Here is a 23415-nt window from a genome sequence, read left to right as displayed (position 1 = left end):
GTTCACTTGACCCCCGCGCTGCCGCCGCTGATGTCCATCTCGTACAGGTACCGCTGTCCCAGGTAGTAGACCAGGATCATCGGCAGGGTGAGCAGGATCGACCCGACCATGACCAGGTTCCACGGTGGTGCTTGCAGTGCCGCCGACGTACTGGTGATGTACTGCACGCCCAGTGCGAGCGGCATCTTGGTCTCGTCGTTGAGGTAGATCAACGGACCCATGAAGTCGCCCCAGGTCGCGGTCAGCGTGAAGATGCCGATCGCGATCAGCACCGGGCTGAGCATCGGCAGCATGATCCGGCGGTAGATGCCGAAGAAGCCGAGGCCGTCCACCATCGCGGCCTCGTCGATCTCACTCGGCAGCCGGGACACGAACTGCCGGACCAGGAAGACGTTGAACGCGTTGGAGAAGAAGTTCGGCACGATCAGCGGCAGGTAGGTGTTCACCCAGCCGAGCTCCTTGAACAGGATGAACTGCGGGATCATCGTGATCTGGGCCGGGATCATCATGGTCGCCAGCACGATGATGAACAGGGCGTTCTTGCCCGGGGCCCGCAACCGCGCGAACGCGTAGCCGACCAGGCCGCTGGACAGCACCTGCCCGATCACCGCACCGGTCGAGATGATGACCGAGTTCAGCAGGAATCGCTGCATCGGCAGGTCGGTGCTGAACACCCGGGTGAAGTTCTCCCAGTGGAACTCGCGCGGGAGGATCGTGAAGGTGTTCGCGTTCACGGTCTGGTCGCTGGACAGCGCGATCGACACCACGAACACCAGCGGTACGGACAGCACCGCGGACACGATGATCAAGGTGGCATAGCTGAACGGCGTCGCCCGGAACACCCTGAGGATCCGTTCCTTGCCCGGGGTCCGCTCCGGCTCGGGGTGCGGCTCCTGCTGCGGCGGTGCGGCAGCGGAGATGACGGTGGCCATCACTTCACCTCGGTCTCGTAGAACACCCAGCGCCGGGCGGTGCGGAAGGCGAGCAGCGTGAACACCAGGATGACGGCGAACAACAGCCACGACAGCGCCGACGCGTACCCCATGTGGTAGAAGGAGAACGCCTCGTCGAACAGCATCGGGACCATCATCTGGCTGGCGTTGTTCGGCCCGCCCTTGGTCAGGATGTAGACCTGGGAGAACACCTGGAACGCCCCGATCAGCCCCATGATCAGGTTGAAGAAGATGATCGGGGTCAACTGCGGGAAGGTGATGCTCCAGAACTGCCGGAACGGTCCCGCGCCGTCCACCTCGGCCGCCTCGTAGAGCTCCCGCGGGATGCCCTTCATGGCCGCGAGCAACAGTACGGTCGCCCCGCCGGCACCCCACACGGACAGCAGGATCAGCGCCGGTTTCACCCAGATCGCTTCCAGCAGCCACGACGGGCCCGGGATGCCGAACACCCCGAGCACGTCGTTCACCGGACCCGACGGCGCGAGCACCATCTTGAAGATCATCGCCGTCGCGACCAGCGGTACCAGCGTCGGCAGGTAGATCAGCGTCCGGAACACCTTGCGGAGGCGAACCTGCTTGTTCAGCAGGTTCGCCAGCCACAGGCCGATCCCGAGCCCGAGCGGGACCGAGATCGCGGCGTAGTAGAACGTGTTCCACAACGCCTTCCAGAACACCGGGTCCTCGGTCAGCAGCCGGGTGTAGTTCTCCAGCCCGACGAACTTCGGCGGGGTGAACGAGTCCCAGTCGGTCAGCGAGAAGTAGATCGAGGCGATCATCGGTCCGAGCAGGAACACGACGAAGCCGATGATCCACGGCGACGCGAACAGGTAGAACCACAACGCCTCGCGGCGGCGCAACCTCGACATCAGCCCGGCTTGACGATGGTCTCGAGCCGCTTCTGGATCGCGGTCAGCGCGGTCCGCGCGTCCTGCTTGCCCAGCCAGAAGTCGGCCAGCCCGTCGTCGAACGCCTTCTGCATCTCGTTCCAGGCCGGGATGAACGGCGCCCGGTAGACGAAGTCACTGGACTCGCCGAACACGTCCATGTTCACCGGCTTGGTCATCCAGGCCGGCTTCAGGAACGCCTCGCTCTTCTGCACCTCGATGTTGGCCGGCACGTCCTGGCCGGTGGCGATGATCTGCTGCTGTGCCTCCGGCGAGGTGAGGAAGTCGATCGCCTTCAAGGCCGCCTCGGGGTTCTTCGCGGTCCGGGAGACGGCCAGGCCGCTGCCGAACGCGGTCACCGCCTGCTCCTTGCCCTTCCACAGCGGGGCGATGTCCCACTCGATCTTGGACTTGGTCAGGCCGCTGATCCCCCAGAACCCGGTGGTGTTGACCGCCACCTTGCCGTTGGCGAACGCCGCGTCCCCGCCGACGTCGGCGCCCATGTCGGCGTACTGCTTCTGGGTGGGTACGACGCCGTGCTTGAAGATCAGGTCACCGGCCCACTGGAGCGCCTCGATCACCTCGTCGCTGGCGACCGCGGGCTTGCCGCTGTCGTCGATGATCTTGCCGCCGTTCTGGTACACGAAGCTCCACCACTGCGCCCACCAGCCGGAACCTGCGTAACCCCACTGCTTGCCCGGAACGGTCAGCTCCTTGAACGCGCTGAGCGCGTCGTCCCAGGTCCAGTCCGCACTCGGCGCCTTGATGCCCTTGGCATCGAACAGCGTCTTGTTGTAGAAGACGATCATCGCGCCGGAGCGGTCCGGGATCGCGTAGACCTTGTCCTGGTACGAGTACAGCTTGCCGATCGAGCCGAACCGCTTCTCCAGGTCGATCCCGGCCTTCGAGGCCAGCTCGTCCAGCGGCTGGATCTGGTTCTTGCTCGAGTAGACGTTGACGCTCTCGGCCACCTGCATGATGTCCGGGCCCTTGCCCCCGGCAATCATCGTCTGGACCTTCTGCGCGTACCCGTCGTTCGGGATCAGCTGCAGCGTCACCTTCAGTTCGGGGAACTTCTTGACCAGCAGGTCGATCCGCTTCTGGTACGTCGTCTTGTCGTTCTCCCCGCCCCACACCGTCATCACCAGGTTGGCGGCGGTGGCGTTACCCGACGTAGAACCCTTGTCGTCACTGTCCGATCCGCACGCGGTCAGCGTGATGACGCCCGCGGCCAGACCCATTCCGAGAAAACCCCGACGCGAAAGCTGCGTCCCGTCCATCGTGTTCCTCCAAGCCTTGCGAACCCGGCGGCAGGGCGACTCTGGCGGCACCCTTGGGTTCAAGTGGCGGTTAAACTAACCATTGGAATAACCACTGACAAGACCTTGAACCGCAGAAACCCAAACCGTGACCTCCGCCCCGCGGCGTACTGCGGCAGCCGCTCGCGGGCGGGCGCGCGGGCGCGGAAACAGGCATCAGGCGGCGCGACGCGTGGGCGCGGGGGCGGGCTCAGGCGGCGCGACGCGCGGGTGCGGAGGCAGGCGTCAGAGAGCGGGTGGACGGTCGCGGAGGTAGTCCTCGACCGCGAAGAGGTGCGCGGCCATCCGGGCCCGGGCGCGGTCGGCGTCGTGGTCGGCGAGGGCCGCCAGGATGGCGCGGTGTTCGGCGTGGGTTGCCTCGTCGGCACCCGTTTGGCTGATCGAACGCCACAGCCGGCCGCGCACGGTGCGACCGCTGAGCGCCTCGATCAGAGCCTCGAGCACCGGGTTGCCGGACGCCTCGGCGATCAACCGGTGGAAGGCGATGTCGCTGTCGATGATCGCCTCGTGGTCCGGTCCCCCGGCACGCGTGAGCTCGGCCTCGGCGCGATCGAGTGCGGCCTCGGCCGCTTGCAGCGCCTCCGAGGTGATGCGACTGGCGGCCTGCGCGGCCGCCTCGGTCTCGAGCATGCGTCGTACGGCGTGCAGATGGTGAGCGCCGCTGCGGTTCTGCAGGTCGACGACGAAGCCCATCGGGGCCAGCAGCAACGAGGGGTCGAGCGCGGTGACGTACGTACCGTCGCCCTGCCTGGTCTCCAGCACCCCCATGATCGACAAGGCACGGACGGCCTCACGCAGCGGGCCGCGGGAGACGCCGAGCGACTCGCCGAGGACCTTCTCGATCGGCAGTTTGTCGCCGGCCTTCAGGGTGCCGTCCACGATCATCTGTTTGATGCCTTGGACGACCACATCGGTCTGCGAGCCACCGGCTGGACTACTCATTCGCCCATTGTCTCCCGGTGGCGCCGGGGACAACACGCAGACACCGTCGCGGACCTGCCCGAGGGCACCGAGAGCAAGGAGGTTCCTGCCGGTTCCCCGGGGCGGTGGGCTCAATCGACTAGCCTTCGCGGATGCGGAAACTGGGTTGGGTCGGGATCGGCTGTTTCGTGGTGGCGTTCGTGGTGAGTGGGTACTTCGGCGTACAACTGGTCCGCAGCATCCCCGGGGCGCCGACACCGATCGGCAACGGCCCGGTCGCGCTCGACGGGACCGGGTTGACGATCTTCGCGTCGGAACGCGGCGCCGGTCAGACCTGTACGGCGAAGGACGCGAGCGGCACCGCGATCGCACTGGAGGAACCATCGCGGTCCGAGCAGTTCGACGACGCCGGCGACGTGTACTACGTGGTCGCCCACTCGGTCGAGGAGGTGCCCGCGCAGACGGTCGAGGTCAGCTGCACCGACCAGAACGCGACCTACTTCGCCGGTCGCCGCCACACCGCCGGGACCTTCCTCGGCCCGGCCTTCGCGGCGCTCGGCTCGTTCGCCCTGTTCGGTGCCCTCGGCACCGTTCTGATCGTGGTCGACCAGGTCAGGCGCAAGCGGGTGCCGCGCCACTGAGGGCGCGGCGCCGGCTCGGGTCAGCCCGCCTTGCGGAGGTGGGCGACGATGCCGTCGATGTCCTCGGCGAACTTCGGCCCGCGGATCTCGTGGCCGCCCGGCTCCTCGCGCCACTCGTGCGGGATGCCGGCCGCGTCCAGGGCGGCGCGGAACTCGCGGTGCCCGGCCAGCACCTGGTTCTCCTGGCTGTAGTTCATCGGGTCGCCGCCCGGGCTGGTGCCGGCGACCAGGAAGATGCGCTTACCGCCCTAAGTTATGGTACTAACTTAGATACGAGCCGTTACGCGTCGTCGGCCGCCGTCACTCATCAAGGTAGGGTCGTGGCAGGCAGGCCGAAGACCGGTGGCCGGCAGGCGCAGATCACGCTCGAGGACATCGAGGCGCATCTGCTCTCGTTCGCACAGCAGCTCCGCTCGTTCACCCTCGATCACCCCGGGCTGGCGTCGTACATGCAATCGCTGTTCCCGCGGGGTGCTTCCGGCGTACGACTGCAGCGTGAGGCGATCGCGGCCCTCGGCCGGCGCGGGTACAGCCCGGCCGGGGCTGTGGTGATGTCGGCACGGTCGCCTCGCTCGCGATCAAACCTCACCGCCGCGGAGGAACGCCATCGCCCGTACCACGAGGGTCAGCACACCCGTGAGCTCGAGAAGGTCTACGCACTCCTGGCCACGGACGAAGTACTCGCGGCCGCCCACGCTGAGCTCCCCCAGATCAACAGTGCGTACTTCCGCATGGTCATGACCGGCTGCATCCGCGGCCTCACCAGCGCGGCCCCGCCCGGACGACCGGTGGCAGACGTCCTGCAGGACCTCGGCCTGGAGTGAGCCCTATCGCGCCGCGCTGAGATGGGTCAGTACGGCGAGCACGCGGCGATGACCGTCCTCGGACTCGGGGAGCGCGAGCTTGGTGAACACATGCCGGACGTGCGCTTCGACCGTACGTTCACTGAGGAACAGCCGCCGCGCGATCCCGCTGTTCGTGAGACCCTCGGCCATCAACTCGAGCACGTGCCGTTCCCGATCGGTCAACACAGCCAGCGGATCGCTGTCCCCACGCCGAGCGACCAGCCCGGCCACGACCTGCGGATCCAGGGCCGATCCACCACGGGCAACCCGCTCGGCCGACGCCAGGAACTCGCCGACGTCGAGCACCCGATCCTTCAGCAGGTAACCGAATCCGCCCAGCGACACGAGACCAACCACATGCGTCGTCTCGATGTGCTGGGACAACAGCAGTACGCCGACGTCCGGATGCGCACTCTTCACCGCCTCCGCCGCCCGCGCCCCTTCGTCGCTGAACGTCGGCGGCATCCGGATGTCCGCCACCACGAGATCCGGCTGGTACGTCGCCACAGCCGCAAGCAACCCATCGGCGTCACCCAGTGTCGCGACCACCTCGTGCCCGCCGTCGACGAAGAGCATCTTCAACCCTTCGCGCAGCAGCACCTGGTCCTCCGCGATCACGATCCGCATGGCAGCTCCGCGGTGAGCGTCGTCCCGCGACCTGGCTCGCTGTCGATGCGGAAGTCCCCGCCGAGCGCCGCGACCCGATCGGCCAGCCCGCTGAGACCGGTGCTCGCGCCGGCGGACGCACCGCCGACACCGTCGTCCACCACCGTCACCAGCAGGCTGTGCTGTCGCCGGCGGGCGGTGAGATCGACGCGCGTCGCGTTGGCATGCTTGACGGCGTTGGTCAGCCCTTCGCAGCAGATGAAGTACGCCGCCGCCTCGACACCTGAGTCGAATCGCTCCTCGGGTACGTCGACCGACACCGGCAACGGAGCCCGGCGCGCGAGGTCATGGAACGCCGGCGCGAGACCGGCGTCCAGCTGGGTTGGCGGCAGACCGCGAGCCAGCACCCGCAGCTCGCCGATCGCGACACTCACCTCGGCGACCGCTTTGTCGAGCGTCGCGCCGGCGGCAGCGGGTGCCGAGCCCAGCTGGTGCTGGGCGTGCCGCAGCGCCAGGCCGATGGACACGAGCCGCTGCTGGGCGCCGTCGTGCAGGTCGCGTTCGATCCGGCGACGCTCTGCGTGGCCGGCGGCAACGATCCGGGCCCGGGATGCCTTGACCTCGGACAGTTGCAGCCGTAGCTCCGCGCGCAACCGGGCGATCTCGACCGCCAGCCCGCCGCCCTCGACCACGCGCCGGAGCAACTCGGGGCTGAGCTCAGCCGTGCTGTCGTGTACAACGATGCCGATCGGCTGGTCGCCGCGTTCGATCGCGATCCGGTGCCGGTCGTCGGCGGCCTCGTCGCGGGTGTTCCCGGCCAGGTCGACGTACCGCTGGCTCTCCGGCAGGAAGACCAGCAGCTCCAGACCGGGGTCGGCGAGGATCTCGCGGAGGACCGTCTGCACGTCCTCGGGTGGACGCCGGCCGGACCGGACGTCGTCGAGGAAGGCGGCCATCCGGTGCAGGGCGTCGTACCGGGACCGGTTGAAACGGCGGTCGACCGCGTCCTGGATCCGGCCGCGCAACGGGCGGAACAGGATCGCGCACACCACCGTCGCCGCGGCCGTGGCCCAGGCCGAGCCCCGGCCGAACAAGGTGCCGAGGGCAATGATCAGGACGACGTACGCCGCGCCGAGCAACACGGTGAGCGTGGCGTAGGCGACCGTGCGGCTGATGAACAGATCGATGTCGTAGAGGCGATACCGCAGGATCGCCGCGCAGACGGCCAACGGTAGTGCGGAGAGGGCGAGCGCGGCGAGGACGCCGGCGACCGGGGTGACGTACCAGAGCGGGAACACCGTCGGAAGAACCACACCGGCGATCGACGCCGCGAGCACGAACCACTTGAGTTGCTGGCGTTCGACACCGCGCGACCGCCGGAAGCGGACGGCGAGCGAGAGAACGGCGGCCATCAGCGAGCCGAGGAACAATGGCAGCCCGACCGCCACCAGCACGCCGGTCGGCAGCGACTCGACCGCCCACGGGTTGCGACCACCCACGAAGTCCTGGCCGCGATCAGGGCTCAGTGACCAGCCGACCGTGCTCAGGACGAGGCCGACCGCACCGATCCACGGCAGCGGCCGCCAGTTCGGGCCCGGCAGTCTGCCGGTCGGGAAGAGCAGGAACGTGAGCGTCCAGCCGAAGCCGCTCACCAGCCAGCTCATCGTGACGATCCACTCGGCGAACGGACCTGCCGGCCACCCCTCGGCGGCGGCCCGGAGTCCCCAGCCTTGGGCCAGGTCTGCGGTGATCGCGTTGAGCAGGCCGAAGCCACAGAACAGCCAGCCGATCGGATTCTCCGGGTGGCGCTGGGCGATCAGCGCCCCGGCACCCACGGTGGACAGGGCGAAGACGACGTACAGGAGAGTGTCGTACACCGGTTCGAGGCGCCAGGACAGGACGAGCGCCGCGATCTCCGTGATCACCGTCGCCCCGAACAGCACGGCCGGGACCGGCCGTCGGCTCCTCCCACCCACGCCACCATCGTGGCAGCGCCGGGCCGCGCCGCCAACAGTGCTGGTACTTACGCCGGGCCGCGCAGAGCCACTGCGGGAACGATCGTACTGGCGCCGATGTGCGCGGCGGCCACGGATTCCTACCGTCGAAGAACCTTCGAGAGGTGGGGAAACCATGAACGACATTCGCAAGCTTGCCGCCGTCGGACTGGCGGGCGGCACACTGACGGCCGTGTCCGGCCTCTTCGTCGCGGCGGTGATCCAGCCGGCGTCGGACGTCTCCGACGAGATGTGGAGCTACCCGTGGAGCAGTGACGCGCTGGTCCCGGTCTCCATCGTATTCGCCGCCTTCCACCTGCTGGTGTTCCTGGGTATGGTCGCGTTCGCCCGCAGCGTCAGCGGCCGGGGCGCACGGGTCGGCAGCGTGCTCGCCCTGGTGGGGACGTTCATCTTCTTCGTCGCGGAGTTCGCGACGATCCCGTTCGCCGACCAGCGGCTGGACGAGACCGGACCGCAGCTCGTCGGCGCCATGTTCGGTCTCGGCGTCACCCTCACCGCGGTCGGGCTGATCGTCGCCGGCATCTCCGTGCTGCGCTCAGGCAGCTGGCACGGGTGGCGTCGCTACGTCCCGCTCGGCGCCGGCCTCTGGGCCTTGGTGATGATCGGCCTCAGCTTCACCGGGGCGCTGGCCGCAGGCGTCGCCATCTACGGCATCAGCCTCTGCATCCTCTACCTGGCCGTCTACACCCTGCCGACCGACGAGGCCCCGGCCGAGCGCGTCGCCCGCCTCCGGGCCAGGATCGACCACTAGGGTGCGTCTCTCAATTCCCTGCAGTAGCGAGCAGGTGCTCGGCGGAGCGCAGCGCAAGGCGGAGGGCGAGGCTCGGAGTGGGGTTCTCCGTGCCTCGCCCTCCAACGCGGCGATGTGCCCGCCGAGCGCCGCGCAGCACGCAGGGAATTGAGAGACGTGCCCTGGTCAGGCCGCACGGGCGGCTGCGATCTCGTAGAGGAAGCTGTTGACGGGGGTGGGGACACCGGCGCGGTCGCCCAGGCGGACGACCGCGCCGGTCCACGCCTCCAACTCGTTCGGGCGACCCGCGAGGATGTCCCGTTGGAGGGACGTGGTCCCGTCGGCGGGCAGGCTGTCGATCCAGGCAAGGGTCTTGGGTACGACGTCCGCCGGCAGGTTGATGCCGAGGGCAAGGGCGACGTCGCGGATCTCGGTCGTCGCCTGGGTGAGGAGTTCGCGGGTGCCGGGTCGGGAGCGCAGTACGCCGTACCCGGCGCCGGTCGCCGTACCGAGGCCGCCGCTGGGGATGACGGACAGGAACTTGGTCCACAGGCCGGCCCAGATGTCCGCGGAGACGACCGCCTTCAGTCCTCCGTCGACGAAGGCTGTGCGCAACCACTCCGTGCGCGGCGTGGGCTGGTTGTCCCACTCGGCGAACGTCAGTCGGCCCGGTCCGCCGAGGTGGCGGATGATCCCCGGGCTCTCGACGTACGCGATCACCTCCGCGGCACCGGGCAGGACCGCCTCGCGTCCGTACACCGCCGCCACCTGATCCGGCGCCTCGACGCCGTTCTGCACAGTCACGATCGCGGTCTGGCTGCCGACCAGCGGCTCGATCGCGGTGATCGCGTCGGCAAGCTGCCAGGTCTTCACGCAGACGAGGACGTAGTCGGCCGGCCCGATCTCGGCCGCATCCGCGGTCGCCCGCACCGGCGTGACGTCGAAGTCACCGGCCACACTCCGCACCGCCAACCCATCGGCCCGGATCGCCTCCAGGTGCTTGCCTCGCGCAACGAAGCTGACCTCGTGCCCGGCCTGGGCCAGCCGGCCACCGAAGTACCCGCCGACCCCGCCCGCTCCGACCACCGCAACCGTCGTCATCTGCTCCACCCCACTGTTACCGGTTTGTCTGGTAACAGCGATGGTAGCCTGGCCGGCATGACGAGCTTTACCTGGGTCGGCGGCCGCCCGTCGGTGAACTTCACCGCCACCCTCGGCAAACGCCTGCAGGGACCCTTCGAGCGCATCCCGGCGCCGTCGGACCTGTCCCGCTGGTTCCGTGACGCCGGCTTGTCCGACGACCTCGTCGACGTCTCCCCGCGCTCCTACAGCCAGGCCATCGAACTGCGCGAAGCCCTCTACGGCCTCTTCACCGGTACGGCGCTCGACGTGGACGTGGTCAACCGCTGGAGCAGCCGTCCACTCCCCGGCCCTCGGCTGACTCCCGACCTCACTCTGGAGCGTCCGGCGACGGATGCGAGCGGTCTCCTGACCGTTCTCGCCCGCGACGCGATCGAGTTGCTCGCCGGCCCGCTCCGCGAGCGCCTCCACATGTGCGCTGCCGACGACTGCTCGCTGCTGTTCGTCGACGAGAGCCGGGCCGGGCGCCGGCGCTGGTGCTCGATGAACAAGTGCGGCGCCCGCGCGAAAATGAGCCAGTACCGCGATGGATTGAGGACTTCCGTCAATTCAGGCCGGGAGTAGTGCACGGACTGGTTGGCTCGGGGCATGCGTACATCGACGACTTCTCCGGCCGAGGCGGCTCGACTGGTGCGGGCGGATCACCAGCTCTTGCTGGACCGGAGGGACGGATTGAGTGAGGCTGAGCTCCGGGCGCCGTACCAGGTGGTGTCCGGACCGCTCGGGCATTTCTGCGACTCGTTGCACGATCTGACCGCGCACATTCTGATGTGGGACGAGATCACTCTCGCCGTACTGCGTGACGCGGCCGCCGGGCGACTCCACTGGAGTCTCGACCCACGCTGGGAGACGGCGGACGCGGGCAGCGCCCTCAACGTCGGCGGCGTCGAGGCGGGCCGGCACATCCCGTCCGAGCTGCTCCTGCACCGATTCCACAGCGTCGCCGACGCCCTCGTCGCGGAGATCCAGCAGTACGACGAGACGTCGTGGAACGACCCGTCGACCGGCGGCGGGTACGACGGTGGCATCGGAGCGCTGGCCGAATACGCGGCAACACCACCCGACGGCGCGCTGTTCGGCCACGCCGCCCGCCACCTCAACCCGGCGCAGGTCCCGGCATGAGCATCGTGAACCTGCCCGCCTTCAAGGCCGAGACCGACGCCCTGCTCGCCCGCTTCGCGGCCGAGCCGGCAGGATCCGAACTCGATCCCTACCAAGCGCTGCTCCTCGACCGGGAAGAACTCCCCGACCCTGCGCTTGCCGGCCTGTGTGATCCGAACACCCGACCCAAGGACGTCACCATCGGCGGCCTTCAGGCCCGGATCTACCACCCCGCGACCGACGAGCCGAGGCCGGTGCTGCTGTGGCTGCACGGCGGCGGGTTCATCGGCGGTCATCTGCGCGACATCGAGCACGCGACGTCCGGAATCGCTGCCGCAGGCAACGTCATCGTTGTCTCGCTCAACTATCGGCTCGCACCCGAACACCCTTATCCAGCAGGGTTGCACGACGTCCGCGACACCCTCGACTGGATCCGTGACCACCAAGGAGAGCTCAACGGCGACGGCCGGATCGCGGTCGGCGGCCAGAGCGCGGGGGCCGCCCTCGCTGCCGGTGCGTGCTTGCTCGCGCGGGACGAAGGACGGCCGCTCCCCGACCGCCAGATCCTCTGCTATCCCAGCCTCGACGTCGACCGCGACACCGAGTCGTACCGACTCTTCGACGGGACGTTCCTCAGCATTGCCCCCGGCGGCTGGTCGTCAACGCAGTACTTCCCGGCCGGGGAGCTCCCGGCGACCGCCGTACCGCTGCGGGCCGAGACGCTCAAAGGCCTGCCGCCGGCACTGCTCCTCGCCGCGGGTCGCGATCCGCTGCGGGACGACGCCCGGAACTACGCGGCTCGGCTCGAGGCGGACGACGTACCGGTGCGACTGGTCGAGTACGCCGACACCATGCACGCGTTCCTCAACTTCCCGGCGGTGTTGTCTGCGGCGCGGCACGCGATCGAACTGATCGCTTCCGACCTCCGGGAGTCCTTTCCGGGGCAGCCTGCTTGAGCGCTTCGACGAACGCCGCCGTGGCCGGCGGGTCGGGTGGTTCGCCGTACGTCGCGAGGTAGATGTGGCGTGCGGCGCCGACCTTGGTCGCCTTGATCCCTTCCGCGCGGTGCGAGCGCAGGGCCAGCCCTGGCGTCGTGGTGACGCCGAGGCCGTTCGCGACGAAGGCCTGCTTCACCATGATGTCGTCACTCGTGTACGCGATCCGCGGCGTGAAACCGGCCTCGGCGCAGAGCTCGACGAACTCCTGCCGACAATGCACACAGCCCGCGATCCAGTCGGACTCCCGGTGGTCGGTCAGCTTCTCTCCGGTACGACGACTGAGCAGGTACACCGGGTCGTCGAGCAGGTACGTGTACCGAATACCGTCACTCGGCGGCTCGTCGTCGTACCGGAAGATGATCGCCAGATCGAGAACCCCGTCGCGGAGCTGCTGCTGCGCGACGACCGGATGGACATCGGTGAGTTCCAACTCGATGTTGGGATGCCGCCGGCGGAGCTCGGCCGCGGCCGACGGGACCAGCACCGTCAGTGCCGAGGTGAACGCGCCGAGGCGGACCCGGCCGACCTCCAGCCCGATCAGCGCGGCCAACTCGGCGTCGGCCGCGTCGACCCGGCCGATGATCTCGGCCGCGCGGCGCGCGAGCACCTGGCCTTCGGGGGTGAGCCGGATACCACGGCCCACCTTCTGCACCAGCCGCGCGCCGGTCGCCGCCTCCAACCGCGCGAGGTGATGACTGACCGTCGGCTGGGTGTAGTGCAACGCCTGCGCCGCGCCGGTCACGGACCCGTGCGCGGCGACCGCGGCAAGCACGCGAAGCCGGACAAGATCGAGCATGGATCGATGGTATCTATGCGTTCACGCCGACAATGTCATTGGACGCATGTAACCCCAGGACGGCAGGCTGCTGATGAGAAAAGGGGACGGTGCACGCTGGGGGTTGCTGTCGACGGATGAGCGGTGGGACAGGCTAGGTGTCGGCGACAGAGCGCCCGACCAACCTTGTCGCGGCGCGGGCGGCCGGATTCAGGCCCTGGTTGTTCCAGAGTGAGGACACTTCGGCTCACCCGGCTGACGGCTTCGACGCTCCTGTCGCCCGCAGCATGGAGTTGCAGACACAGCTCAGTCCGGGTCGCCGTGATTGGCGCGCGGGCTGAAGAACCGAGCCGGGTTGCCGGCGGCGCGGGGACCGGATTCGAGCCACTGCGCGAACGCGTCCGGGGCGCGGCGTTCGAGTTCGTCGAGATAGGCGTTGCGCGCGGTGATCACGGCGAGGCGCTGCTCGTCCGTCGTACAGCCCTGGAGTTCGGTGAAGCTGCGTCGCCAGGCCAGGCAGAGGTCGTCGTCGCTGAGGTCGGTCACGTTCACCGGCCCGGGTGCCTTCGGTGCTACCGGTTCCGGAGGTGGTGGCGGCTCGGGGTTCGGCAGCTTCTTCGCCTTCCGCTCGGGCTTGGCCTTCCGCTCTGCCCTCGGTTGCCGCTCGGGCTTCGACTTCCGGTCGGGCTGTGGCGTCCGGTCGGGCTTCGGCGTGCGGTCGGGTTTTGGCGTCCGGTCGATCGCCGGGGTGTGGTCCTGCGTCGAGTTCTGGTTCGTCGTCGGGGGCAGGTCTGTCGTTGGGGTCGGGTCGGCACGAGGTTCGCGAGCGGCGTCAGGTCGCCGTACAGGCTTGGGTGCTTGTGGCCAGAGCCAGGTCACCAGGGCCGGTGAGGTGACGGCAATGAGCAGGAGCAGCCAGAGCGTGCCCATCCCGATCGCGGTCGCGTACCCGACGATCGCCACCACGCAGGCACCCGCCCGGGCGGCCCACCGCAGGACGACCCGAATCAGCTCGGACGGCTGCTTCTCCTGCGCCAGCCCGACACTCAGATACACCGAGGCCACCAGCGTCCCGCCCATCAGGAACGCGACCACGTTGGTCGACCATCCGACGAACACGACCGCCGTCACGAGGCCGAGCGACACCAGTATCACCACGGCTGTCCGCCAGCCGCGCCGATACGGTCCCCAACCGCTCTCCGCCATACCCGTCAAATGCCCACCCGCTTCTCCCCCCACCGTCGCTCCGCACCCGACCTCTCGTCAAGACGTCCGCCGCTCCCCGATCTCACAGACCTGGGCTCCACGCCGTTCCATAGGTATGGACAAATTTGCGCGACGGGTGGCGAAGGCGGACTGGGACCAGGTGGCGACCGAGGTGAACGACCTGGGGCGCGCGCTGCTGCCGCAGTTGGTGACCCCGGCCGAGGCGGGTCACATCGCCGGCCTGTACGACGACGCGGAGCGGTTCCGGGCGACCATCAACATGGCCCGGCATCGGTTCGGCGAGGGTGAGTACCGGTACTTCGACGCGCCGTTCCCGGAGGCGGTGGAGTCGCTGCGGCAGGCCCTGTATCCGAGATTGTTGCCAATAGCACGGGACTGGTACGAGAAACTCGGCCGCGACGCCGAGTGGCCGGACACGTTGGACGAATGGCTCGAGATCTGCCACCGCGCCGGCCAGAGCCGCCCGACGCCGATCCTGCTCCGCTACGGCCCCGGCGACTGGAACGCCCTGCACCGGGACCTGTACGGCGACAAGGTCTTCCCCCTACAGGTCGTCATCAACCTCAACGACCCCGGCGTCGACCACACCGGCGGCGAGTTCCTCCTCGTCGAACAACGCCCACGCGCCCAGTCCCGCGGCACCGCCACACTCATCCCCCACGGCCACGGCCTCGTCTTCACCACCCGCGACCGCCCAGTCAAGTCAGCCCGCGGCTGGTCCGCCGCCCCCGTCCGCCACGGCGTCTCCCCCATCCACACCGGCCACCGCCACACCCTCGGCCTGGTCTTCCACGACGCCAAGTGAGGTCGGTCGAGGGAACAGACCAAAGGACACCGCCTTCGGCGGCGGCTGTTCTTTTGGCCGGCTCCGCCGGCGACCCGCCGACCATGACGTGAGCTGGTGTGATCGGTGGGAACCAACGCGGACAGTTGCCAGCGACCGATCGCGCGACGACAGAAGCGCGCTGGTCGGCGACGTTGCATAGACAGGTTCAGCACCGGGTTACCAGCGGCCCATCCACTAACTCCGGTCGCCAACCGAGGCGGTTGCTGACGACTGCGTCCAGAGGTCGCCGAATACGAACGCCGTGCCGGCTGGTCGGGCAGGACACCGGGCCGTTCGGCCCCTCCACACCAGGTAGGTCAGGGTGTCACCGGCCTAACAGGCTCCGGAGGCGCGTACGCGACGAAACCGCCGCGTCTGAGCGCCGTCGTTCGATATCCGACTAATACGCGTCTAGTCCAAAAAGGTCGTCACTCGACGCGCTGGACGCTTGACAATGGGTGGGGGCCCGCGTACGGTCCGAAGCTTTTACAGGAAGGAGAAGATTGTGTCAAGTGACCGTCTCACAGAGAAAGACAAGCTCACGAGGGAAGAGGACCGCAGGCGCTCCTACCAGGCGACGTTCGAGACGCCCAGTGGCCAGTTCACGTTGACACGCTCCTACCAGAGCGACCCCAAGCCTGTTCAAACGCTCGGGCACAGCAAGTAGCGAGCAATCGCCGTTGCATCGACGGCCCGGTCACCAAGGGCCAGTCATCATGGGCCGGCCCTTGGTGCCATCAAGAATGCCGCAGCGTCGCGAAGGCTGCCGCCTGAGATCTCCGACGTGAGTTGCCCGGTGTTGCGCTTGGAGGCTGCAAGCACCATGACTCGAGCAGATGCCCTCGCCCCAGCCGGAGTCACGGCACAAGGGGCCACAGCAGAGACGTTTGAGCTCTCACCACTTTTTCGCGCCGAAAGACGATCGACCGACGGCGGTTGTTTTGCCGTCGCGGCGGGTCAAGGAGCGACTCGACAGATCTACGACATCGACGGCGACGACTCGGGAGGCATCCTCACGTGGCTGCTGTCGGTGTCAGCTGCGCCCCTCGACGACTTGGAGAGATCCGTTGCCCAACAACTCGAAGTAGAGCCGTCAGGCGCACACAAGCTGTGCGAACTCTTGATAGAGGCCCAAGTCCTAGTGAGTGGTGCGGATGCAGCCAAGCTCCGCGAGTCCGGCCGGCAGTGGGAAGCCTGGGGCTGGCGAGATGCGTTCGACTTCCACGCTTCCTTTCACGGCGACAGCTTCATGGCCTACGACACCGAGCAATTCCGCGACCTGATCGATGAACTCGTCGCGGACGCCAGGAACATTGGTCCGCAGCCGTCCCCGTACAAGGAGTACGAGGGACGGGAGACGATTCCGCTGCGCCAGCCCAAGGAACTGTCCGGTCCTCGTGTGACACTCGAAAAGGCGCTTCTGGACAATTGGCCGGTTGCCTACTTCAACCATTCGGGCGTCGAGCTGAACGACGTTGTGCAGCTGCTCGGCGCAGCGTTCGGTGTCCAGCATGAGGTTGATGATGCCTTCCTCGGGCCGCATCTCCTCAAGTCCTATCCATCTGGCGGAGCTCGGCACCCAATCGAGGTCTACCTTGCCGCAAGGGATGTCCACGGGCTCGCGCCGGGGATCTATCACTACAACCCCGGCTCGCATGTTCTGGTTCCCGTCAACGGCGCCTCTGCACTTGATCCCATGAACGACGCCTGTTTCCAGAAGCCAGGCATCGAGACGGCGTCAGCAGTTCTCTTCATGACGGTGCGCTGGTTCCGCCACAACTGGAAGTACCGCTACCCTCGCTCGTACCGCATGGTGCTGATCGAGGTCGGCCACGCGATCCAGACCGCCTGCCTCACCGGAGCTTTGACGAATGCGCAGGTCTATTCGTCGTACGCGATCAACGACGCCGCGGTCTCCGACATGCTGGCACTGTCCGACGATTGCGACGAGCTTCCGGTGATGGCCTTGGCTCTCGGGATGGGAGGTGTTGTCTGATGGTTACCGCAGTCGAGGAGTCCGTCCGTTTCGATGAGCTGGCTGAGCTCTGGCTGGTCGTAGATCCCGGGTTGCTCGTCCGGCCATCGCTCGAGGCGCCTGGGAACCTGCAGCTTGTCTGGGGTGAGGGTTCCCTACGCGAGGAGTTCGTGACCGATTCGCCGACGCTCGCACAATGGGTCATGACCTTGCCATCTCCGATCCAAGGCGCAACGTTCGTTGCGAACGCGACTGAGAGGCTGGCGCTGACTCCGCACGATGCGAGTCACCTGCTCGACGTCTTCGTCCGTTATGGCCTGCTGTCGCCGCAGCACCGAACGCCAACGGCAGCGGAGGAAACCTGGCGACGGCTCGGCTGGGGAGATGCGCTGACCTTCCATCGCGCAACACGCGGTTTGCGGTGGCGACACGTGTATCCAGAAGGGGCAGAGGTCTACACCTTCTACCACGTCGACAAGCTCGTCGTACCGGACGAACCACGGCCGAGCGTCGATGATCCGGAGCATCCGCAGGAGGTAGCCTTGCCGGCTCCCGCACAGCAGTTCAGTGCCCCAGACCTCCGCGACGTGCTGCGGGCGCGGAGAACCTGCCGCAACTTCGCGCGCACGTCGATCGACCTCGACGAGCTGTCAACGATCCTCCATTGGTCGTTCCGTCGAATCGCAGTCGTGGACTCAGCGCGGTACTACGCAACGCGCGTCGCGTCTGAATCGGGCAAGGTCGGCGACGCCTATCCGTTCCTGACCGTGCACGTGGTCTTCGATCCAGTACAAGCATCGGCAGCAGGAATGGGTGGTCGATGGCTTTTCCGGTACAGCCCTCATCGTCATGCACTGGTATCAGTGGGGCAACCCGAATATCCATTGAAGGCCGTGTCCGAGCTCCTGTGGGGCGTCGACTTTGCCGACGGGGCGCCGGCTGTGTTGATCCTGTCCATCAACTGGGCTCAGTACATGTGGAAGTATCGGACGTCGCACTTCTATCGCATGGCTCACTACGATGTCGGAGGGTTCGCACAAACCGCACTCCTCGTCGCGACCGGCATGGGACTGCGATCCTTCGTCACGCCGGCCATCGACGACGACCGTCTCGTTGACCTCCTTCACGTGAAACCTGGCGAGCAGGATCCTACGTACCTGATTGCCGTCGGAGGTTCCAGGTCACGGCACCGCGAGCCGGACCCTGAGCCAGCGGGTCACGAACCTGAGGAACTCCCATGACCTTGTTGACCGAAGAAACACAACTAGACTCAGTACTGCGAAGTTTCGCTGAGGATGATGAGTTTGGCTACTCGCCGTCGATCGTTTCACGAGCCCTCGCAGTCCTGGCCTCCGGCGCACAGTCGCTAAGCAGATACCTCGACCCTCCATTGCAGGATCGAGTTTCCAGGCTCCCGTTGGATTGGTTGTGCATCCTCGAGCGAGACCCGGTCATCAGAAGCGCAACGGAGCAAGCCCTCTCGGATGAGGCTCACGCCGGCACGGTTGCCCCGGACTGCGCACTCGCTGAACTTCTCACCGAAGTTCTCGATTCACTTGCAGGTGGGTCAGACCAGTACTCAACGGGCGAGGCCATGCCGCAGCTTCCCATCGTCGCGGCGATGACCGGGACGTGGCGGATTGGTCCGCCCGCTATCTCCGATACTGTGCATGTTCTCAGCCCGAATGTGATGGATTCGTCTGTGTCCTCGGCCTTCTGGCGCATGTTCCGTGAGTTCATTCACGACAGCGAGCATCCTGAGGACAATGTGCTAAGCCCCACCCCTCAGCATATGGACGCGCTGCAGGCGGCATTGACCACGCTCTGCGCGGTCGTCCCTGAACTCGCGTCCGGTGTGTTCGCCCACGCGCCCACGTTGTGCATCGTGACAGACGATTGCACGTTCAAGAGTATGAGCCACCGACAGTTTCCTGGAACGATCTTCCTGTCTGAGCGGTCGCTCGACTCCATGTGGACGACCGCGGATGCGCTGCTGCACGAGGCACTGCACCACAAACTCCTCGATCTCCACCTCATCTCCTCGATGGTGCGCGCCGAGATCGCCGGCGACGACTTCCCGATGGTTGCCTCACCCTGGAACGCCCCGCCCAATGAATGGATTCTGGGGCGAGCGCTCTTTGCCTTCCATGTTTACGCTCACCTCACAGCATTTGCCGCAAGTGCCCGAGTCCGCAGGTCTGGCAACAGCCACCCGATGACCGAGCTGGCTCAGATGCAGTCTGTGTCGGGCAGGCGAGCGCACTACCTCGGCTTGCGTGTAGTGGAAGTCGGTGAGCCGATGCTCAGCCCACGAGGCCGTCGACTGTGTCAATGGTTGATGCACCAAACGATGGCACTCGACGACGGAACCTTCGCACTCGGTCCGATCTGATTCTGAACTGAGTCAGGCTCTACTCCGCACCAAAGGAGGTGTGCACGTGGAAGTTTCGGCGGACAGAACCGAGACGGCGCCGGCCTCGATAACCCAGACGACTGACGACCGCTGGTGCCAATGGTGGACACATGACCGCCTCGGCGGCGACCAGACCGCCGAGCGACGCAGCTCTGCTGCACTGGCACCAATCCGGGACCGTCTTCTCGATCGTGCACGCCTCCGGCCCGACGATGTGGTGTTGGACATCGGCACTGGCACCGGTTTCGTCGGCTTCGGAGCACTGGAGCGACTCGGTGAGGGAGGCCGGGTCATATTCAACGACTTGTCCTCCGGGCTCATCGACGAGTGCGTACGGCGAAGCGAGCAGCTCGGAGTAGCGGACAGGTGTTCCTTTGCCGTCGCCGACGCTCAAGACCTCGCGGGTGTGGAGAGCGAGTCCGCGAATGCCGCGACCGCACGGTCGGTGCTTTGCTACATCGCAGACCCCGCCGCTGCATTCGCCGCCATTGCTCGCGTCCTGCGACCAGGTGGACGGCTATCTCTCTTCGAGACGATTCACGTGCGGCAACTCGCGGATGGCGCACCGACAATATTCGGCTACGTCGTTCCGGACCTCGACAAGGCGGCAGCCGACATTGAGGCGTGGTTGCGAACCTGGACAGAGGTAGGCTCCGACCAATCGGCATTCGACGAGATCGATCTCCTGGTCTGGGCCGACATGGCCGGCTTGGCCGACGCCAGTGTCGACGTCGACCTTCGATTCACGACCAACGCCGGTGTGTTGACGGACTGGTCCGCGTTCCTCGCGTCGCGGCCGCGCCCTTGGGGGCCAACGATCGGCGAAACCATCTCTGGCGCACTCGATGCCGAAGACATGACGACCGTCGAGGACCGACTCCGGCCGATGGTCGAGCGTGGCGACGTGCCGAGGCGGATTCGATCGTTTGCCTACCTCACGGCAGTAAAGGCAGCGTGAGCGCGGCAGATTGATGCCGCGGCCATGGAGGCTGAGACAGTGCCGACGCCACAAACCACGAGACGCAGGGCTCGCCGTCTGCTGAGCCGGTGGTGGAGGCCGACAGCAGCCACGAGCCTGACAACGCTGCTTCGCCGGCGCGAGTTCCGACTCCTCTTCAATGCGAGACTGATCTCCTACATCGGTGACTCGGTGTCGCCGATCGCGGTCGCCTTCGCAGTTCTGGAGGCTGGCGGATCGTCCGCGGACGTCGGTTTTGCCCTGACGGCTCGGGTCATCCCTCTTATCCTGTTGGTACTCCTCGGAGGCATTCTCGCCGATCGAGTGTCTCCCACCTCAGTGCTGATGTTCTCTGACCTCGTCCAGGGCGCGGCTCAGGCCGGACTTGCTGCGCTGCTGCTGACGCAGCACGCCTCGATCGGCTTGATTGTGGCCAGCCAGATCCTGTACGGCGTCGGATCCGCCTTCCAGATGCCGTCGCTTGACGCGCTTGTCCCCAGGACCGTCGAGAAAGACCAGCTACAAGCCGCGAACTCGGCTCTGTTCCTCGCACTCGGTATTGCGTTCATCGGCGCTCCTGCAGCCGGCGGATACGCCATCGCGAGCTTCGGAGCCGGCATCGTCGTCGCCATCGATGCCGCGACGTTCGTCGTCAGCTTTGCCTTCCTCTGGTCACTGCACAGGGTTCTACCGATCAGTCGTGAACCTGCCGAGCCTGGCCTGCTGCACAGCTTCAGAGGTGGCTGGGCTGAACTCCGATCTCGCCCATCGATTGGGATCGGCATCATCTTTGGCGGGATGTATGGCGCTGTATTCGTCGCCTGCATCTCCGTCGTCGGGCCTGTCAGCGCCGTCGAGTGGCTCGGCGGAAGCGCGGCATGGGGCCTCGTCATGTCCTGCGTCGGCCTAGGACTGATTGGCGGCGCGGCGATCGCCATGAAACTGGAGTTCGTCCATCCGCTGCGTGGCGGGTTCTTGATCCTCGTGCTCTCAACTCCCCTCGTGTTCACGATCGGCTTGCGCGCCCCGCAATGGCTCGTCCTCGCTGCCGCAGTCATCGCCGGCGCATCCATACAGTGGTTCAACGCTCTGTGGAACACCGTGCTCCAGTCCGCCGTGCTGCCCGACTTCCGTGCCCGAGTCAGCTCATACGACTCGCTGGTCTCCTGGTCGCTCCGCACTGTTCTCTACTCGATAGCCGGCCCGATAGCACTCGTGGCCGGCCTTCGCGCGACCTGGATCTACGTCGGCGCACTACTCATCGCCCTGTGCCTGCTACCGCTGCTCTCGCTCGAGGTGCGAAACCTGCGGATCTCAGCTGAGGAGCGACCACGGTCGACAACAACCGAATGAGTCCAACGCCCGCAGATCGCGCCGACGTCGAGCCGCCGACTCTTGCCTGGAACCAGTGACTTCACCGGCGTATGGGCTCAGAGTGAGTTTGACGTGCTGTCGTCAGTAGATGCTTGATATCTGTCGAGGTTGGCGCCAGCGGTGACGTGGAGGCGGGTCATGTATTTGGTGCTCGGCGGACCCGGCCAGCCCGTCAAGATCGACCGCGCAATGAACGAGGACGGCGTGGTCACCATCGGCTAGCCAGCCATCTCGTGTGCGGCCGCCCTTGCTCCGATGCAGCGACACGACCGTGGGGGGCAGCAATCGAGTGACCCACCGCGGCATTCCGGCGGAGACGGCGCAGCGGTGGACTTCGATGTCCGAGTGTCTCCCGACGGGATGCGCAGATCCGGTCGGGACTTCATCCGGCCGCATTCCCGCAAAGGTCACCACGCAATTTGCACACTTCTGGCGGTGTCCAGAGTTCCTTGCTGCCGGCCGCACATCCCCGTCGCCGATCAGCTTCGGCCGGATGGTGGTCGGGCGTGCCGCCGAAGGCGCCAAAGAACAGCCGCCGCCGAAGGCGGTGACCTTTGGGCGGTTATTCGGTCGTGGTTAGGGATTCGCAGATGTCCCAGGCGGACTGGCGGAGGAGGGCCGCGGTGTCCGCATCCAGGCCCTTTACCGGCACGTTGATCCCGACCGGATCCTCCTGCAGGAGCGCGATGAGAAACACGCAGGCGGCGAGATAGCTGCCCGCCAACGCCGGGTGGCTGTTGTCCTTGTCGTGCAGCACCGGCTGGTCGTGCGTGCTGAGGAAGCGTTCCCAGACCGGGCCGACCGGGATGAGCGTGGCGCCGAGCTCTGCCGCACTACCGGCGTACGCGGAGGTCAAAGCCTGCTGGGATTCGGGGGCGTTCCGCCGGGCCCACGTCAGGTAGAGCGCGGTCCGCGCGCCTGCTTCCTTGATCGCGGCGTCGAAGTCGCGCGCGCCCTCCCGGAACCGCGCCGGACTCTTGATCGGCAACGTGCTCTGCTCCTGCAGTACGACGACCTCGAACCCGCCGGTCGCGATCGCGTCGAGCGCCTTCCCGGCATTCAGGTGCTGTCGCAGTGACGCACCGCCGGCCTGGATCAGCTTGTGCTCGACCTCGATCCCCCGCGCCCCAGCCAACCCGGTGAGCAGCCCGGGCAGGTTGTTCCGGGCCGTAAAGCTGTTCCCCACAAACAGGATGCGCACGACACGGACGCTACTAGACTCGAGCGGTGACTGAGCTGCGGATCGTGCCGGTGAGCGATGCGACGTTGCTGGACTGGCAGCGAGTGCACAACGAGATCATTCCGACGGCGCCGTTGTCCGTCGACGACATCCGGGAGCGCGTCGAGCGCCACGTGCTCGAGGTCGCGTACGCCGGTGATGTCCTGATCGGATGCTCAACCGTCCGCCCGCCATCGGACGAGACCACCGCCGCGACTGTGATCGCCCGCGTCCTGCCGGACCACCGGCGGCAGGGCTACGGCTCGGCGATCTACGAGCGCAGCCTCGCCCGCGGTCGCGAACTCAGCAGCGACGGCATCGAGACCCACATCCTCGCAACCAACGAGGACGGCCTACGGTTCGCCAAGTCCCACGGCTTCACCGAGGTCGAGACCTATCTGCTACCGGGCGACACCATCCCGTTCATCGAGTTGCGCCTAGCGCCTCAACCCGGGTAACCCGATTGCTGGTGTCGGCGTGAGAGGGGAGGATGCG

The 23415-nt window shown here is 66.8% G+C and carries 24 protein-coding genes; 13 read left to right on the top strand and 11 right to left on the bottom strand.

What is annotated here, in order from left to right; all coding sequences use genetic code 11:
• Window positions 1-2 precede the first annotated feature (2 nt).
• From ACGFIF_RS16300 to ACGFIF_RS16285, 4 genes are all read right to left on the bottom strand, one after another.
• On the bottom strand, window positions 3-932 hold the full coding sequence (locus ACGFIF_RS16300) for a carbohydrate ABC transporter permease (protein ID WP_393155183.1): 930 nt from the start codon (window positions 930-932) through the stop codon (window positions 3-5).
• Window positions 932-1819: a carbohydrate ABC transporter permease gene (locus tag ACGFIF_RS16295; protein ID WP_393155182.1), complete on the bottom strand. Its 888-nt coding sequence runs from the start codon at window positions 1817-1819 to the stop codon at window positions 932-934. Before ACGFIF_RS16295 ends, ACGFIF_RS16300 begins: the two co-directional genes overlap by 1 nt.
• On the bottom strand, window positions 1819-3078 hold the full coding sequence (locus tag ACGFIF_RS16290; RefSeq protein ID WP_393155180.1) for an ABC transporter substrate-binding protein: 1260 nt from the start codon (window positions 3076-3078) through the stop codon (window positions 1819-1821). The genes ACGFIF_RS16295 and ACGFIF_RS16290 overlap by 1 nt, the downstream gene beginning before the upstream one ends.
• 303 nt (window positions 3079-3381) lie before the next feature.
• Complete coding sequence (locus tag ACGFIF_RS16285; protein WP_393155179.1) at window positions 3382-4098, bottom strand: FadR/GntR family transcriptional regulator; 717 nt, start codon at window positions 4096-4098, stop codon at window positions 3382-3384.
• 131 nt (window positions 4099-4229) lie between these two features.
• On the opposite strand from ACGFIF_RS16285, the gene ACGFIF_RS16280 reads away from it, so the two are divergent.
• Window positions 4230-4718 carry a hypothetical protein gene (locus ACGFIF_RS16280; RefSeq protein ID WP_393155177.1) on the top strand — a complete coding sequence of 163 codons (489 nt, stop codon included), beginning with the start codon at window positions 4230-4232 and terminating at the stop codon, window positions 4716-4718.
• Window positions 4719-4738: 20 nt separating this feature from the next.
• On the opposite strand, the gene ACGFIF_RS16275 is transcribed toward ACGFIF_RS16280, so the two are convergent.
• A complete protein-coding gene (locus ACGFIF_RS16275; RefSeq protein WP_393155175.1) occupies window positions 4739-4915 on the bottom strand; it encodes a hypothetical protein in 177 nt (58 codons plus the stop codon).
• 123 nt (window positions 4916-5038) lie between these two features.
• Here ACGFIF_RS16275 and ACGFIF_RS16270 point away from each other — a divergent pair, with 123 nt between their 5' ends.
• On the top strand, window positions 5039-5542 hold the full coding sequence (locus ACGFIF_RS16270) for a hypothetical protein (protein WP_393155174.1): 504 nt from the start codon (window positions 5039-5041) through the stop codon (window positions 5540-5542).
• A 3-nt stretch (window positions 5543-5545) separates the two neighbouring features.
• On the opposite strand, the gene ACGFIF_RS16265 is transcribed toward ACGFIF_RS16270, so the two are convergent.
• Together ACGFIF_RS16265 and ACGFIF_RS16260 are read right to left on the bottom strand one after the other, a co-directional pair.
• Window positions 5546-6190 (bottom strand): LuxR C-terminal-related transcriptional regulator, encoded by a 645-nt coding sequence (locus tag ACGFIF_RS16265; protein WP_393155172.1) that lies wholly within the window; start codon window positions 6188-6190, stop codon window positions 5546-5548.
• Window positions 6178-8145, bottom strand: a complete 1968-nt coding sequence (locus ACGFIF_RS16260) for a histidine kinase (RefSeq protein ID WP_393155170.1) — start codon at window positions 8143-8145, stop codon at window positions 6178-6180. Before ACGFIF_RS16260 ends, ACGFIF_RS16265 begins: the two co-directional genes overlap by 13 nt.
• Before the next feature lie 154 nt (window positions 8146-8299).
• Between ACGFIF_RS16260 and ACGFIF_RS16255 the strand changes: the two genes are divergently transcribed.
• Window positions 8300-8935 (top strand): hypothetical protein, encoded by a 636-nt coding sequence (locus tag ACGFIF_RS16255; RefSeq protein WP_393155168.1) that lies wholly within the window; start codon window positions 8300-8302, stop codon window positions 8933-8935.
• A gap of 165 nt (window positions 8936-9100) precedes the next feature.
• Here the strand turns inward: ACGFIF_RS16255 and ACGFIF_RS16250 are convergent, their stop codons facing one another.
• Window positions 9101-10015, bottom strand: a complete 915-nt coding sequence (locus ACGFIF_RS16250) for a 2-dehydropantoate 2-reductase (RefSeq protein WP_393155167.1) — start codon at window positions 10013-10015, stop codon at window positions 9101-9103.
• A 57-nt stretch (window positions 10016-10072) separates the two neighbouring features.
• On the opposite strand from ACGFIF_RS16250, the gene ACGFIF_RS16245 reads away from it, so the two are divergent.
• Genes ACGFIF_RS16245 through ACGFIF_RS16235 form a run of 3 tightly spaced genes read left to right on the top strand, consistent with a single transcriptional unit; the run spans window position 10073 to window position 12111 of the window.
• Window positions 10073-10618, top strand: coding sequence for a CGNR zinc finger domain-containing protein (locus tag ACGFIF_RS16245; protein ID WP_393155165.1), 546 nt, complete (start codon window positions 10073-10075; stop codon window positions 10616-10618).
• 24 nt (window positions 10619-10642) lie between these two features.
• The gene (locus ACGFIF_RS16240; protein ID WP_393155164.1) at window positions 10643-11176 is read left to right on the top strand and encodes a hypothetical protein; all 534 of its coding nucleotides are present in this window, start codon (window positions 10643-10645) and stop codon (window positions 11174-11176) included.
• Window positions 11173-12111 carry an alpha/beta hydrolase gene (locus tag ACGFIF_RS16235; RefSeq protein WP_393155163.1) on the top strand — a complete coding sequence of 313 codons (939 nt, stop codon included), beginning with the start codon at window positions 11173-11175 and terminating at the stop codon, window positions 12109-12111. The genes ACGFIF_RS16240 and ACGFIF_RS16235 overlap by 4 nt, the downstream gene beginning before the upstream one ends.
• Here ACGFIF_RS16235 and ACGFIF_RS16230 read toward each other — a convergent pair.
• Window positions 12020-12949 (bottom strand): LysR family transcriptional regulator, encoded by a 930-nt coding sequence (locus ACGFIF_RS16230; RefSeq protein ID WP_393155161.1) that lies wholly within the window; start codon window positions 12947-12949, stop codon window positions 12020-12022. The two genes, ACGFIF_RS16235 and ACGFIF_RS16230, sit on opposite strands and share 92 nt — an antisense overlap.
• Before the next feature lie 285 nt (window positions 12950-13234).
• Entirely contained in the window at window positions 13235-14074 is an 840-nt protein-coding gene (locus tag ACGFIF_RS16225; RefSeq protein WP_393155160.1) for a hypothetical protein, read from the bottom strand.
• 175 nt (window positions 14075-14249) lie between these two features.
• On the opposite strand from ACGFIF_RS16225, the gene ACGFIF_RS16220 reads away from it, so the two are divergent.
• From ACGFIF_RS16220 to ACGFIF_RS16195, 6 genes are all read left to right on the top strand, one after another.
• Window positions 14250-14960: a 2OG-Fe(II) oxygenase gene (locus ACGFIF_RS16220; protein WP_393155158.1), complete on the top strand. Its 711-nt coding sequence runs from the start codon at window positions 14250-14252 to the stop codon at window positions 14958-14960.
• An 844-nt stretch (window positions 14961-15804) separates the two neighbouring features.
• Window positions 15805-16977 carry a SagB/ThcOx family dehydrogenase gene (locus tag ACGFIF_RS16215; protein ID WP_393155156.1) on the top strand — a complete coding sequence of 391 codons (1173 nt, stop codon included), beginning with the start codon at window positions 15805-15807 and terminating at the stop codon, window positions 16975-16977.
• Window positions 16977-18197 carry a SagB/ThcOx family dehydrogenase gene (locus ACGFIF_RS16210; RefSeq protein ID WP_393155154.1) on the top strand — a complete coding sequence of 407 codons (1221 nt, stop codon included), beginning with the start codon at window positions 16977-16979 and terminating at the stop codon, window positions 18195-18197. Before ACGFIF_RS16215 ends, ACGFIF_RS16210 begins: the two co-directional genes overlap by 1 nt.
• Entirely contained in the window at window positions 18194-19348 is a 1155-nt protein-coding gene (locus ACGFIF_RS16205; protein ID WP_393155153.1) for an aKG-HExxH-type peptide beta-hydroxylase, read from the top strand. Before ACGFIF_RS16210 ends, ACGFIF_RS16205 begins: the two co-directional genes overlap by 4 nt.
• Before the next feature lie 46 nt (window positions 19349-19394).
• Entirely contained in the window at window positions 19395-20327 is a 933-nt protein-coding gene (locus ACGFIF_RS16200) for a class I SAM-dependent methyltransferase (RefSeq protein ID WP_393155151.1), read from the top strand.
• Window positions 20328-20351: 24 nt separating this feature from the next.
• Window positions 20352-21680: an MFS transporter gene (locus ACGFIF_RS16195; RefSeq protein WP_393155149.1), complete on the top strand. Its 1329-nt coding sequence runs from the start codon at window positions 20352-20354 to the stop codon at window positions 21678-21680.
• A 583-nt stretch (window positions 21681-22263) separates the two neighbouring features.
• Here the strand turns inward: ACGFIF_RS16195 and ACGFIF_RS16190 are convergent.
• Window positions 22264-22902: a hypothetical protein gene (locus tag ACGFIF_RS16190; RefSeq protein WP_393155147.1), complete on the bottom strand. Its 639-nt coding sequence runs from the start codon at window positions 22900-22902 to the stop codon at window positions 22264-22266.
• A gap of 26 nt (window positions 22903-22928) precedes the next feature.
• Here ACGFIF_RS16190 and ACGFIF_RS16185 point away from each other — a divergent pair, with 26 nt between their 5' ends.
• Window positions 22929-23378: a GNAT family N-acetyltransferase gene (locus ACGFIF_RS16185; RefSeq protein ID WP_393155146.1), complete on the top strand. Its 450-nt coding sequence runs from the start codon at window positions 22929-22931 to the stop codon at window positions 23376-23378.
• Window positions 23379-23415 lie beyond the last annotated feature (37 nt).

Source organism: Kribbella sp. NPDC049174, assembly GCF_043197365.1.
GTDB lineage: Bacteria > Actinomycetota > Actinomycetes > Propionibacteriales > Kribbellaceae > Kribbella.
The sequence above is the reverse complement of the archived record's forward strand: the minus strand, read 5'-3'. Positions and strand labels throughout refer to the sequence as shown.